Consider the following 13,786-nt stretch of genomic DNA (forward strand, 5'->3'; position numbering starts at 1 on the left):
CGTCGATGACTGACCCGGGGTCCCAGAAGAGCCGCTTTCGGGATTCGAACCCGAGACCTACGCATTACGAGTTGTCGGACCTCGATCTGCGGGCATCCACCCGAGTCCAGGAGCCGGGCGTCGAACCTGCTCACAGCCCTTGCAGAAGCTCGGTGGACGCCGATGGATGGGTCCGGACCGAGGGCGGTTTGAGACCACGAATGAGCCCACAGCTGCTTACATAACGAGTAGGTCCCAGGGCACCCCCATCCTCCAGATCGCGTGGCTTGGCGGCTCCTCGGCCGCCGACGTCGGGGCAGGCGGACGGGGTTGATAGTTCGGCTCATCGTGTGGGGGGTCTCGTCCTATGCTGAACTTCTTGTCCGTTGATGCGCGGGGGTGTTGTCGTGTTGGTCGAGGGACTGATCGCGGTGGCGGCGGCTGGTGGCGGAGCGATCGTGCAGGCAGCGGGGACGGATGCGTGGGCCGGGATCCGTAGCGGTGTCGCGCGGATCCTCGGTCGTGGCGAGGCAGGGCGAGAGCAGACCGAGCTGGAGCGGCTCGATCAGACCCAGGCCGAGTTGGAGTCGGCGGGCGACAGCGCCGAGGCGGAGCGGGTGCAGACCGTCTTGGCGACCCGCTGGCAGACCCGTCTGGAGATGCTCCTCGAGCAGCTCCCGGAAGAGGAGCGGCAGCAGGTGGCCGCTGAGCTGCAGGCTCTAGTCCAGCAAGCCCAGAGCCAGGCCCCAGTGCAGAACACACACAACAATTTCAGCAGCGCAACGTTCACCGACAGCCAGGTTCTCGGCAGCGGCACGCAGAACAACACGATCAACCGGTAGCGGGACGGGCGGATAGGCATGGGGGCAAGGAAGACGTCTGGCAAGCGCAAGAGCGGCGGGAAGAAGGACAAACGTCCCAGGCAGGGACAACGCACTGGTACCAGTTTCGCGGGGGCGTCGTTCGAGCGCAGTCAGGTACTCGGTAGCGGGACGCAGACCACGAAGATCAACGTGCAGGCGTACGCGGCCGTGCCGACCGCACTGAACTCTCTGCCAGGTCTGCCGCAGGAGTTCACCGGCCGCGAGGATGAGATCGCCAAAATTCTGTCCATGCTCGATCCCGGGAGCGGTGCGGGTACGGCGGTCGGATCGGTCGCGGGGCTGCCGGGCGTGGGCAAGACCACCCTCGCCCATGCCGTGGGACATGCCGCGCTCGATAAGGGCTGGTTCACAGGGGTGCAGTTGGTGAACCTGCGCGGCTACGACCCGAGCCCTGTCCCGCCGGAGGACGCCTTGGAGGCGCTGCTGCGAGCCCTCGGTGTCGCGGCGGAACACATCCCGCCCACGCTGGACGAGCGGGAGGGGCTCTACCGGTCCCAACTCGACGCCCTGGCTCGGGAAGAGCAGCGGCTTCTGATCCTGGCGGACAACGCCTCGACCTCGGACCAGGTCCGGCCGTTGCTGCCGGCCCGTCACCACGCAGTGCTGGTGACCTCCCGGCACACCCTGCCCGGGCTTGGGGCCCGCCTGTTCAACCTCCACCCTCTCCAGCCGGATGCCGCCGTCGACCTTTTGCACCAGCGGCTAGAGGTCGCCGACCCCGACGACCGGCGAGTCGAGGACGAGCCCGCGGCCGCCGAGGAACTCGCCGCTCTCTGCGGCTACCTGCCACTCGCGCTGCAGATCGCAGCCGCTCTCCTCGCCGACGACCCCAACCAGCCGCTGTCCGAGCGCGTGCGGATGCTCACCGACGCCGGCACCCGCCTTGGGGGCCTCGACGACGGCGAACGCAACCTGCGCGCCGTCTTCGACGAATGCCTCACCCGCCTCTCCCCTCAGGAGGCCGACTTCTACCGCCTTCTGGGTCTCCACCCCGGCCCGGACATCTCCACTCCGGCCGTCGCAGCCCTCACTGGCCAACCCGCCGACAAGGTCACCCCGCTGTTGCGACAGCTTGTCCGAGCACGCCTGCTCACCCAGAACAGCCAGTCGCGCGACCGCTGGTTCATGCATGACCTCCTGCGCGTCCACGCCCAGGAACAGGCTCGCATCACCATGGGCCGTGACCGTGTCCCCCGCCGACGCTACGAACAGGCCCGCGCCGGGCTCACCGACCACTACGTCCGCCACGCCAGAGCAGCCGACTCTCATCTCAGGCCGTCGGGTGAGGCGGTGCCGACGCTGTTCGACGGACGGGAGCAGGCACTGGCATGGTTCGATGCCGAACGCGAGAATCTCCTGGCTATCACCCACGCGCACGCCCATACGCGGACGGCCCTTGCACTCGGATTCGCCCTCGGCCACTACCTGACTTGGCGACGGCGACTCCACGATCTAATAACCGTCCGTGCTCACGCGCTTGCCGCCTGCCAGGCTCTCGGTGACGCAAAGAATCTCACCAGTGCCTGGACGAACCTCGGCCTCGCACTCGACAACCTCAAGCGCTACCCCGAAGCACTCGCCGCTCACCAAACCGCGCTCGAACTCGTCGACCCAAACGACATCCTTGGCCGAGCTACGGTCTCGACCAATCTCAGCTCCGCGCTCTCGCACCTCAAGCGCTACCCCGAAGCACTCGTCGCCCACCAAACCGCGCTCGAACTCTTTCAACAGACCGACAGCATTAGCGGCTTGGCCGGAGCCTGGCACAACCTTGGCATCGCACTCAAAGACCTCAAGCGCTACCCCGAAGCACTCGCCCCTCTCCGAACCGCGCTCGAACTCTTCCAACAGATCGAGGACACCAACAGCCAAGGCGTCGTATTGGGCAGCCTTGGCACCGCCCATCGGGGCCTGGAGCAGTACGCTGAGGCGATCGTGTCCGGAGAGCGTGCGGTTGCGATGCTGATTCAGGATGAAGACTGGGAGCGGGTGGGAGAAGCGTGGGCTGAGTTGGCCACCACCCTGAACGCAAGCGGCGCTGAGCCATCCCAGGTTCGGGAGGCATGGGAACAGTCCGCCGCCGCCTACATCCTTGCTGGCGACGACGAAGCAGCAGCGACATCTCGTGCCAAAGCCGGATAGCCCGAGCAAAGCCGGGCTCCGCTGGAAGCGTCGCGTTCTGCGCCAGCTTTCCGGCAGGCCGATCGCTGAGCCGGAACGCCGTGCCGATCCGCCGGTCTTCGTTCCCTTCCTGCACGACCACAAGACACAACGGGAGGCTGCACGGAAGGCCGCCGGTGAGCTGTGGCAGGAACACGATGTCGTGTTCTCCCGCCCGGACGGCCGGCCACTGGATCCGCGCACCGACTACGAGGAATTCAAGGACCTACTAAGGAGGCTGGGATCGATGACCGCCGCCTGTACGACGGGAGCCGTCACACCGCCGGCACGATCCTGAACGAGCTGGGCGTCGACATGCCCACCATCATGGAGATCCTGCGGCACACGCAGATCAGTCAGACCCGGCGGTACGTCAAGGGCCGGCCCCACTTATCGAAGGACGCCATGCGACGCATGGGCGAGTTCTTCGTGCCTCCGCCCGCGCCTCCGATTCCGGGCCCCACTGAGACCAAGACTGAGACCACCGGCACACGCGCGGCCCGTTCCCAGCGCCGCCGCCGCATCCGCTGAACGAGACAGCCCAGCTCAGACGGTGTCTGGGCTGGGCTTCGGATGGAGCCGCTTTCGGGATTCGAACCCGAGACCTACGCATTACGAGTGCGTTGCTCTGGCCATCTGAGCTAAAGCGGCGCGCTGCCCGCACTATGGTGCGATCAGCAACGTCGGTAAGTCTACACAGTTTCGTGGGGTGCTTCGCACCCGCCTCGGAGCGGGCGACTCCGGGGCGGGTGCGAGGGCTATGAGCAGCGTTTTCCGGCGGGCGGCGGGGTGCCGTCGAGGAGGTAGGCGTTGATCGCCGAGTCGATGCAGGAGCTGCCGCGGCCGTAGGCGGTGTGGCCGTCGCCGACGTAGGTGAGGAGGCGGCCCGAGGAGAGCTGGGCGGCCAGGGACCGGGCCCAGCGGTAGGGGGTCGCCGGGTCGCGGGTGGTGCCGACGACCACGATGGGGGCGGCGCCCTTCGCCTCGATCCGGTGCGGCTCGCCGGTGGCCTTCACCGGCCAGTACGCGCAGTTCAGCGAGGCCCAGGCCAGGCCCGCGCCGAAGACCGGGGACGCCTTCTCGAACGCGGGCAGCGCCTTCTCCACCTGCTCGGGGCCGGTGAAGGCGGCCGGCAGGTCGAGGCAGTTCACCGCGGCGTTGGCCATCATCAGGTTGCTGTACTGGCCCTTCGCGTCGCGTTCGTAATAACTGTCGGAGAGGGCGAGCAGGCCGGAGCCGTCGTTCTTCCGCATCGCCGAGGTCAGCGCCTCGCGGAGCTGCTCCCAGGCCGTCTGGTCGTACATCGCCGCGATCACTCCGGTGGTGGCCAGCGACTCGACGAGCTTGCGGCCGCCGGCCGGGACGGGATGGGCGTCCAGCTTGCGGAAGAAGGCCTTGAGATGGTCGCCGACCTGCGCGGGAGTGGTGCCCTTGGCGCCGAGCGGGCAGTCGGAGCGGGTCACGCAGTCCTTGGCGAACGCCTGGAACGCCGTCTCGAAGCCGGCCGTCTGGTCCAGGTTGATCCTGCGGGAGTCGAGAGAGGGGTCGATCGCGCCGTCCAGGACGAGCCGGCCCACCCGGCCCGGGAACAGGCCGGCGTACGTCGCGCCGAGGAAGGTGCCGTACGACGCCCCCACGTAGTTCAGCTTCGGATCGCCGAGCACCGCCCGCAGGATGTCCATGTCCCGTGCCGCGTCGACGGTGGACACGTGCCGCAGCAGCCGCGCCGAGCGCGCACCGCAGCCCTCCGCGAACTTGCGGAACTGCCCGACCAGCGCGTTCGTCTCCTGCCGGTCGTCGGGGGTCACGTCGGTCTCGGTGAAGGTGTCCATCCGGGGGCCGTCGAGGCACTCGACCGGCTCGCTGCGCGCGACGCCCCGCGGATCCATCGCGACCATGTCGTAGAGCGCGCGGACCTCGGCGGGGTAGCCGATCCCCGCGTACTGCTCCAGGTAGCCGATGGCCGAGCCGCCCGGGCCGCCCGGGTTGACCAGCAGCGAGCCGAGCTTGTCCTTGCCGGTGGCGTTCTTGCGCGCGACGGCCAGCTTGATGTCGCCCGCGCCGGGGTCGGCGTAGTCCAGCGGCGCCTTCATCGTGGCGCACTGGAAGCCGGGGACACCGCAGGCCCGCCAGCGCAGGTGCTGGCCGTAGTACGGGGCCAGCGCCGCGGGCGTGGCCCGTGGCAGCGCGGCCAGCGCCGCCTCCGCCGCGCCGGTGGACGCCGTGGTGGAACTCCCGGCGGAGCAGGCGGACACGAGCAGTGCGGCGGCCGCGATCAGGGCGCCCGTGACACGGGCCGTCGCCCGGGATCGGGTTCGGGCGCGCGGTGCGGTGCGGGTCCGGCCGGTCCGTTGGGGACGGCGGAGGGAGGGCCAGGTGTGCATCAGGCGATCGTAACGCTGAGCGACGTGATGAGTACGCGGCGTACGGAGCCGTGGCCCCGTACGGGGGACGGAGTCCGTCAACCACCGTACGCCCGGCTCACCCGGCCCGCAGTGCCATCGTCATCGCCTCCACCGCGAGCAGCGGGGCCACATTGCGGTCCAGGGCCTCACGGCAGGCGGCGATCGCCTCGATGCGGCGCAATGTGGACTCCGGGCTGCTGCCGCGGGCCAGCCGGTCCAGGGCGTCCTCGGTGTCGCCGTTGGCGATCGCGACCCGGGAACCGAGCTGGAGGGCGAGGACGTCGCGGTAGAAGCCGGTGAGATCACCGAGGGCGACGTCCAGGCTGTCCCGCTGGGTGCGGGTTTTGCGGCGCTTCTGCATGGCCTCCAGATCCTTCATCACGCCGGCCGTACCGCGCGGCAGCCGACCGCCCTGGGCCGCGCCCAGCGCCGCCTTCAGCTCCTCGGTCTCCTTGTCGTCCATCTCGTCGGCGAGCTGCTTGGCGTCCTCGGCGGCCGCGTCGACCAGTTCCTGGGCCGCTCTGAGGCAGGACCCGACCTCGTCCAGCCGCAGCGGGAGCCTGAGCACGGCGGCCCGCCGCTCGCGAGCGGCGGGGTCGGTGGCCAGGCGGCGGGCCCGGTCCACGTGGCCCTGCGTGGCGCGCGCGGCGGCCTCGGCCGCCGCGGGTTCGATGCCGTCGCGGCGTACGAGCATGTCGGCGACGGCTTCGACCGAGGGCGTGCGCAGGTTCAGGTGGCGGCAGCGGGAGCGGATGGTCGGCAGGACGTCCTCGATCGAGGGGGCGCACAGCAGCCACACCGTGCGGGGCGCGGGCTCCTCCACCGCCTTCAGGACGGCGTTGGCCGACCTCTCGTTCAGCCGCTCGGCGTCCTCGACCAGGATGATCTGCCAGCGGCCGTTGGCCGGGGCGGTGTACGACTTGCGGACCGTGTCCCGCATGTCCTTCACCAGGATCTCGGCGCCCACGGCGGCGATCGTGCTGACGTCCGCGTGGGTGCCGAGCAGCGCGGTGTGGCAGCCGTCGCAGAAACCGCAGCCGGGGGCGCCGCCGAGGGCCCGGTCGGGGCTCACGCACTGCAGGGCCGCGGCGAAGGCCCGGGCCGCCTGGTTCCGGCCGGCGCCGGGCGGGCCGGTGAACAGCCACGCGTGCGTCATCCTCGACGCCTCCGGCGGCGGCTGATCCGCGGCCGCGGCCGTGACGAGGGCGTCGGCGTCCCGCGCGGCGGCGTCGAGCACCGCGCTCACCTTGTCCTGTCCGACGAGGTCGTCCCACACGGTCATGGGTCACGCCGTCCTTCCGTCACACTCCGCGTTCCGCCCTCCATTGTGCGGGCGGGCACTGACAACGACGGCGGCGCCCGCCGGTACCCCGTGGGGTCCGGCGGGCGCCGCCCGGTGTTCCTCGCTCGGCGCGCCCGTTCGGCAGGCCCGTGCGATGCGGCCCGCGGCGTCCGCTGTCAGCCGCGCCGGCCGCCGCGGCCACGCCGCCCACGGGGCTCGTCGTCGCCGGACTCGTCCCGCTCCGGCTGCCGGTCGTCGTAGGACCCGAGCAGTTCGTCCGCCAGGGAGGGGAGGTCGTCCAGCGGGGTCTCCTCGGCCCAGTCGGGCCGGGGGCGGCGGCGAGGTGTGCCGTCGGCGTCGATCTGGGGCATCTCCCGCGTGCGGTCCTCGCCGTCGTCGGGACGGGCGGCGCTCCGCTCGTTCCGGGAGTCGTCCCGGAAGTAGCCGGGCGGCACCCGGTGCGCGGGGTCGTCGTCCCGCACCGGCGGCAGTACGGCGGTCTCGTCGGCGGCACCGGACGGGACGGGCGGCAGTACGGCCGTCTCGTCGGCGGCGCCGGAGGGGGCCGGCGGCTGCGGCAGCTCGGCCGTCACCTCGGAGTCGGTCGTGCGGCCCGCCGAGCGCGCGTCCTCGGCCCGCTCCTCGCGCACCGGTCGCAGCACCGCCGTGTCGTCGTTGCCCGGCGAGACCACGGGAGTGGGCACCGTCTCCGCCGCGCCCGGCGAGACCACCGGCGTCGCCACGGTCGCCTCGTCGGGCGTCATGCCCGGGACCTTCGGCTGCGGCGTACCGGGCCGGCGCGCCGCGGTGTCGGCCGCCTTGGCCGCCTCGGCCGCCTGCCGGCGTGCCTCCTCGGCGCGCAGCAGCGCCTCCTCGGCCTTGCGCTGCTTGTCCAGGCGCCGTGCCTCTTCCTCGGCGCGCAGCCGGGCCTGCCGCGCTTCCTCGTCGGCGCGCAGCCGCGCCTCCTCCTCGGCCTGCCGGCGCCGGCGTTCCTCCTCGGCCCGGCGGCGGGCCTCCTCCTCGGCGCGGGCCTTCTCCTCGGCGAGCAGCCGCTGCCGCTCCTCCTCGGCCCGGCGGGCGGCCTCCTCGGCCCGCTGCCGGGCCTCCTCCGCCTGCCGTTCGGCCTCACGGCGCTGCGCCTCCTCCAGCTCGCGGCGCTTGCGCTCCTCCTCCTCGGCGCGCAGCTTGGCGAGCTGTTCCTGGCGCTCGCGCTCCAGGCGCTCCTCCTTGGCCTTGCGCGCCGCCTCCTCCTCGGCCTTGCGGCGCGCTTCCTCCTCGGCCTTCTTCCGCGCCTCCTCCTGGGCCTTGATCTCGGCCTCGGACAGCGGCAGCACGGTGTCGAGCCGGTGCCGGATCACGGTGGTGACGGCCTCGGGCTCCTGCCCGGCGTCCACGACCAGGTAGCGGCCGGGGTCGGAGGCGGCGAGGGTGAGGAAACCGGCCCGTACGCGCGCGTGGAACTCGGCCGGCTCCGACTCGAGGCGGTCGGGGGCCTCGGTGAACCGCTCGCGGGCGGCCTCCGGCGAGACGTCCAGCAGGACGGTGAGGTGCGGGACGAGTCCGTTGGTGGCCCACCGGTTGATGCGGGCGACCTCGGTCGGGGACAGGTCGCGGCCCGCGCCCTGGTAGGCGACGGAAGAGTCGATGTACCGGTCCGAGATCACGACCGCGCCCCGCTCCAGGGCGGGCCGTACGACGGTGTCGACGTGCTCGGCGCGGTCGGCCGCGTACAGCAGCGCCTCCGCGCGGTGCGACAGGCCGGCCGAGGACACGTCCAGCAGGATCGAGCGCAGCCGCTTGCCGACGGGGGTGGCGCCCGGCTCACGGGTCAGCACGACCTCGTGGCCCTTGGCCCGGATCCACTCGGCGAGGGCCTCGGCCTGGGTGGACTTGCCGGCGCCGTCGCCGCCCTCCAGGGCGATGAAGAAACCACCCGCCGCCTGGGCGGTGACCGGGTCGTCGCCGCCGAGCAGCGCGTCCTTGAGGTCGTGCCGCAGCGGGACGCCCGAGCGGTCGTCGGCCTTGGCCAGGACGATCACGGCAACCGGCAGCAGCAGCGCGCCGACCAGCATCAGCGTGAACGAGGCTCCGCCGTGCGCGAAGACGAACTTGCCGTTCTCCAGCCGGTGCGGGCCGATGAGCCCCGCGACGACGGGAGCGATCAGGGCGCCGAGCGCTATGAAGACCCGTACGACCGCGTGCAGGTGCTCGGTGGTGCGTGCCCTGCGGTACTCCTCGGTCTCCTGGTCGAGCAGGGCGTGCCCGGTGTTGGCGGCGATGCCCGCGCCGACGCCGGCCAGCGTGACGATCAGCAGCACGGTGGTGACGTCCGGGACCAGCCCGGCGACCAGCAGGGCGACGCCGGTGAAGGCGATGGCGAGCGCGAGGAGCCGGCGGCGCGAGAGCGACGGCAGCACCGAGGGCGCGGTGCGAATGCCGACGGCGACTCCGCCGGTCAGGCCGAGGACCAGCAGGCCGTAGAGGACCGGGCCGCCGCCCAGGTCCCTGGCGTGCAGCACGCACACCGCGACGGCGGCGGCGATGGCTCCGGCGACGGCGGCACAGGCCGGGACGAGCAGCGGGATGGCGCCGGTGCGGCCCTTGTCGACGCCGGTGCCGGTGCGCGGGCGGCGCAGCCCCTCCAGCGGGGACCGCGCGCGGGGGGTGCGCGTGTCCGGCAGCTCCAGGGAGGTCAGCACGGACAGCGACGCGGCGAACAGGCCGGCCGCGACATAGGAGGCGAGGGCCGCCTGGTGCTGGTCGAACCAGGCCACGCCGGTGCCGAGCAGGTTGTTCAGCAGGGCGGCGGCGACCAGGACGGCGGCGGCCAGCGGGACGGCCAGGAAGGCGGTGCGCAGCGCGAGCCGGCGCAGGGCGTCCAGGTGGTCCGGCAGCGGGCGTACCGTCGCGCCCTCCGGGGGCGGGGCGGGCAGCAGGGCGGGGGCCGCGCTCTCCCGGCACACCGTCCACAGCCGCTCGGCGACGCCGGTGACGAAGACGGTCACCAGCAGGACGGCGAGCGCGTTGTCCGGGATCCAGTCGATCCACAGGGGCGCGACGATCAGCAGCGCGACCCGCAGGCCGTCGGTGCCGACCATGGTCCAGCGGCGGTCGAGCGGGCCCTCCTGGGCGGTGAGCGCGGTCAGCGGGCCGAGGAGGACGGCGCCGAAGAGCAGGGTGGCGAGAATGCGCGCCGCGAAGACGGTCGCCACTGCGAACGCCGCGCCCCGGTACCCCCCGCCGAAGGAGCCCTCGGCGACGGCCGCCTGGAGGACCAGGACGATCAGCACGAGGAGGGCGAGACAGTCACCGACACCGCTCACGAGCTGCGCGCTCCACAGGCGCTTCACCTGCGGTCGGCGCAGCAGTGAGCGGACGGCGCGCTCGCGGGAGTCCGCGACCAGGGCGTCGTCCGGTGCTGGCGTGGGGGCCGTTGGCTGCTCGGCTCGCGTCATGCGTTCAGCCTATCCGCAGGCGCCGACACCACACCCACCACTCCTGACGTGTGCACGCCCCGACATCAAAGTGATGCCGGGGCGTTCGTTTCGCGAAGCCGGAACCCTGACCGAAGCCGGGGCCGGCCGGAGTGACGGTCCGGCCGGCGGCCCGGCGGGCTGTCAGTCCTCCGTGCCCGAGGCCGTCGCCTTCGAGGCCGTCGCCTTCTTCGCGGTCGTCTTCTTGGCCGTGGTCTTCTTCGCGGCCGCCGTCGTCTTCTTCGCCGCCGTCTTCTTGGCGGTGGTCTTCTTCGCGGGAGCGGCCTTCTTCGCGGTGGCCTTCTTCGCCGTCTTCTTCGCGGGGCCCTTCGCCCGCTTCTCGGCGAGCAGTTCGAAGCCGCGCTCCGGGGTGATCGTCTCGACGCTGTCGCCGGAGCGCAGGGTCGCGTTGGTCTCCCCGTCGGTGACGTACGGCCCGAAGCGGCCGTCCTTGACCACGACCGGCTTGGCGGAGACCGGGTCCTCGCCCAGCTCCTTCAGCGGGGGCTTGGCGGCGGCCCGGCCACGCTGCTTCGGCTGGGCGTAGATCGCCAGCGCCTCGTCCAGCGTGATCGTGAAGAGCTGCTCCTCGGCCTGCAGCGAGCGCGAGTCCGTGCCCTTCTTCAGGTAGGGGCCGTAGCGGCCGTTCTGCGCGGTGATCTCCACGCCCTCCGCGTCGGCGCCGACGACCCGCGGCAGCGACATCAGCCGCAGCGCGTCGTCGAGGGTCACCGTGTCCAGCGACATCGACTTGAAGAGGGAGGCCGTCCGCGGCTTGACCGCGTTCTTGCCGGTCTTCGGGGTGCCCTCGGGGAGCACCTCGGTGACGTAGGGGCCGTAGCGGCCGTCCTTGGCGACGATCTGGTGGCCGCTCACCGGGTCGGTGCCCAGCTCGAAGTCGCCGCTCGGCTTGGCCAGCAGTTCCTCGGCCAGGTCGACGGTCAGCTCGTCAGGCGCCAGGTCGGCCGGGATGTCGGCGCGCTGGTGCTGCTCGGTGTCCTTCTCGCCGCGCTCGATGTAGGGGCCGTAGCGGCCCACCCGCAGCACGATGTCGTTGCCCACCGGGAAGGAGGACACCTCGCGCGCGTCGATCGCGCCCAGGTCGGTGACCAGTTCCTTGAGGCCGCCGAGGTGGTCCCCGTCGCCGTTGCCGGCGTCGGCCGCGCCCGCGGCGAAGCCGCTGTCCGGCACGGTCTCACCGAAGTAGAACCGCTTCAGCCACGGCACGGCACGCGCCTCGCCGCGGGCGATGCGGTCGAGGTCGTCCTCCATGCGGGCGGTGAAGTCGTAGTCGACGAGCCGGCCGAAGTGCTTCTCCAGCAGGTTGACCACGGCGAAGGACAGGAAGGACGGCACCAGGGCCGTGCCCTTCTTGAACACGTAGCCGCGGTCGAGGATCGTGCCGATGATCGACGCGTACGTCGACGGGCGGCCGATCTCCCGCTCCTCGAGCTCCTTGACCAGGCTGGCCTCGGTGTAGCGGGCCGGGGGCTTGGTGGCGTGGCCGTCGACCGTGATCTCCTCGGCGGACAGCGCGTCGCCCTCGGCGACCTGCGGCAGCCGGCGCTCGCGGTCGTCCAGCTCGGCGTTCGGGTCGTCGGCACCCTCGACATAGGCCTTGAGGAAGCCGTGGAAGGTGATCGTCTTGCCGGACGCGCTGAACTCCACGTTCCGGCCGTCGGCGGCGGTGCCACCGATCTTCACGGTCACGCTGTTCCCGGTCGCGTCCTTCATCTGGGAGGCGACGGTCCGCTTCCAGATCAGCTCGTAGAGCTTGAACTGGTCGCCGGTCAGGCCGGTCTCGGCCGGGGTGCGGAAACGATCACCCGAGGGCCGGATCGCCTCGTGCGCCTCCTGCGCGTTCTTGACCTTGCCGGCGTACGTACGCGGCCGGTCCGGCAGGTAGTCGGCGCCGTAGAGCTGCGTGACCTGGGCGCGGGCGGCCGCGACGGCCGTGTCGCTCAGCGTCGTGGAGTCCGTACGCATGTACGTGATGTAGCCGTTCTCGTACAGCTTCTGGGCGACCTGCATCGTCGCCTTCGCGCCGAAGCCGAGCTTGCGGCTGGCCTCCTGCTGCAGCGTCGTCGTACGGAACGGGGCGTACGGCGAGCGGCGATAGGGCTTGGACTCGACGGAGCGCACGGAGAAGCGGGTGTTCTCCAGCGCGGCGGCGAGGGCGCGGGCGTTCGCCTCGTCGAGGTGCAGGGTGTTCGCGCTCTTCAGCCGGCCCAGGGAGTCGAAGTCGCGGCCCTGCGCAACCCGCCTGCCGTCGACGGTCTGCAGACGCGCGACCAGCGACGACGGGTCCGACGAGTCCCCGGCGCGGCCGGTCGCGAAGGTGCCCGTCAGGTCCCAGTACTCGGCGGAACGGAAGGCGATGCGCTCGCGTTCACGCTCGACGACGAGCCGGGTCGCGACGGACTGGACGCGGCCCGCCGACAGACGCGGCATGACCTTCTTCCACAGGACCGGCGAGACCTCGTAGCCGTAGAGGCGGTCGAGGATGCGGCGGGTCTCCTGGGCGTCGACCATGCGCTGGTTGAGGTCGCGCGGGTTGGCGACGGCCTCGCGGATCGCGTCCTTGGTGATCTCGTGGAAGACCATCCGCTTGACCGGGACCTTGGGCTTGAGGACCTCCAGGAGATGCCACGCGATGGCCTCGCCCTCGCGGTCCTCATCGGTGGCGAGGAAGAGCTCGTCCGAGTCCTTCAGCAGGTCCTTGAGCTTCCTGACCTGGGCTTTCTTGTCCGCGTTGACGACATAGATCGGCTCGAAGTCATGCTCGACGTCCACGCCGAGCCGGCGCACCTCGCCGGTGTACTTCTCGGGTACCTCCGCGGCACCGTTCGGAAGGTCGCGGATGTGCCCGACGCTCGCTTCGACTACGTAGCCGGGGCCCAGGTAGCCCTTGATCGTCTTCGCCTTGGCAGGCGACTCGACGATGACGAGTCGGCGGCCGCCCTGTGCGGTCTCGCTGGTCGGGGACAACTTCGCTCTTCTCTCCGGTCGACGCCGGCCACTCCCCCGGCCTTCGTTCCGGGGTCGCGGCGCGCTTCTGGCTCGTGTGACGCTGCGGAGTGTGACGGTACATCCCGCCCCCGTGTCAAACGGGAAAAGCCCACAACGGCCACTCGAACGGTAACCCGACTACCGGCATTCCTGCCGCCCGGACTCCTCGGCCGCCCCCGCTCCGCTGTCCGGAGCGTGACGCTCCTATTACCGGAGCGGTACCACGGCCGCCGACGTCAGAGGCGGGACAGGCAGTACCCGGCGAGGCCCAGCGCGACGACCGCGACGGCACCGGCGAGGGCCGCCGATGCGACCGGGCTCACACCCTGGGCGACCGGCTGACGGTGCCGCACCCGGGTGCCGGTCCACACCAGCAGGGCGCCCCCGAACAGGGCGAACACCACTCCGGCGAAGATCGCCGATCCGCTCTCCATGACCCCGCCCGCCCCTTCCGCGCCGTCCGCCGTACCCAGCGCGGGGAGGGTGGCACGCGCGGGAGACCGGCGGGCGACATCGGGGTGAACGGAAGGTCCCCGAGCCTTCGAACGCGGGCACGAACGCGCCCCGCCCGGACCGCACCCGTATTTTTCCGGC

The 13,786-nt window shown here is 71.6% G+C and carries 7 protein-coding genes, 1 tRNA gene and 1 pseudogene; 3 read left to right on the forward strand and 6 right to left on the reverse strand.

What is annotated here, in order from left to right; all coding sequences use genetic code 11:
• The first annotated feature begins 386 nt into the window (after nucleotides 1-386).
• From ABZ478_RS11665 to ABZ478_RS11675, 3 genes and pseudogenes are all read left to right on the forward strand, one after another.
• Nucleotides 387-821, forward strand: coding sequence for a hypothetical protein (locus ABZ478_RS11665; RefSeq protein ID WP_359547717.1), 435 nt, complete (start codon nucleotides 387-389; stop codon nucleotides 819-821).
• An 18-nt stretch (nucleotides 822-839) separates the two neighbouring features.
• A complete protein-coding gene (locus tag ABZ478_RS11670) occupies nucleotides 840-3,005 on the forward strand; it encodes a tetratricopeptide repeat protein (protein WP_359547719.1) in 2,166 nt (721 codons plus the stop codon).
• 88 nt (nucleotides 3,006-3,093) lie between these two features.
• Nucleotides 3,094-3,554: pseudogene (locus tag ABZ478_RS11675) on the forward strand (tyrosine-type recombinase/integrase); the annotation flags it as partial.
• Nucleotides 3,555-3,597: 43 nt separating this feature from the next.
• Here the strand turns inward: ABZ478_RS11675 and ABZ478_RS11680 are convergent.
• From ABZ478_RS11680 to ABZ478_RS11705, 6 genes are all read right to left on the reverse strand, one after another.
• Nucleotides 3,598-3,674, reverse strand: a tRNA-Thr gene (locus ABZ478_RS11680).
• Between the two features lie 107 nt (nucleotides 3,675-3,781).
• Nucleotides 3,782-5,407 carry an alpha/beta hydrolase gene (locus ABZ478_RS11685; RefSeq protein WP_359547721.1) on the reverse strand — a complete coding sequence of 542 codons (1,626 nt, stop codon included), beginning with the start codon at nucleotides 5,405-5,407 and terminating at the stop codon, nucleotides 3,782-3,784.
• A 97-nt stretch (nucleotides 5,408-5,504) separates the two neighbouring features.
• Nucleotides 5,505-6,710, reverse strand: coding sequence for a DNA polymerase III subunit delta' (locus tag ABZ478_RS11690; protein WP_359547723.1), 1,206 nt, complete (start codon nucleotides 6,708-6,710; stop codon nucleotides 5,505-5,507).
• 176 nt (nucleotides 6,711-6,886) lie between these two features.
• Nucleotides 6,887-10,165 (reverse strand): dTMP kinase, encoded by a 3,279-nt coding sequence (gene tmk / locus ABZ478_RS11695; RefSeq protein WP_359547726.1) that lies wholly within the window; start codon nucleotides 10,163-10,165, stop codon nucleotides 6,887-6,889.
• A 162-nt stretch (nucleotides 10,166-10,327) separates the two neighbouring features.
• Nucleotides 10,328-13,171, reverse strand: coding sequence for a type I DNA topoisomerase (topA, locus tag ABZ478_RS11700; RefSeq protein WP_359547728.1), 2,844 nt, complete (start codon nucleotides 13,169-13,171; stop codon nucleotides 10,328-10,330).
• Nucleotides 13,172-13,428: 257 nt separating this feature from the next.
• On the reverse strand, nucleotides 13,429-13,626 hold the full coding sequence (locus tag ABZ478_RS11705; RefSeq protein WP_359547730.1) for a hypothetical protein: 198 nt from the start codon (nucleotides 13,624-13,626) through the stop codon (nucleotides 13,429-13,431).
• Nucleotides 13,627-13,786 lie beyond the last annotated feature (160 nt).

The sequence above is a fragment of the Streptomyces sp. NPDC005706 genome, from assembly GCF_040631045.1.
GTDB lineage: Bacteria > Actinomycetota > Actinomycetes > Streptomycetales > Streptomycetaceae > Streptomyces.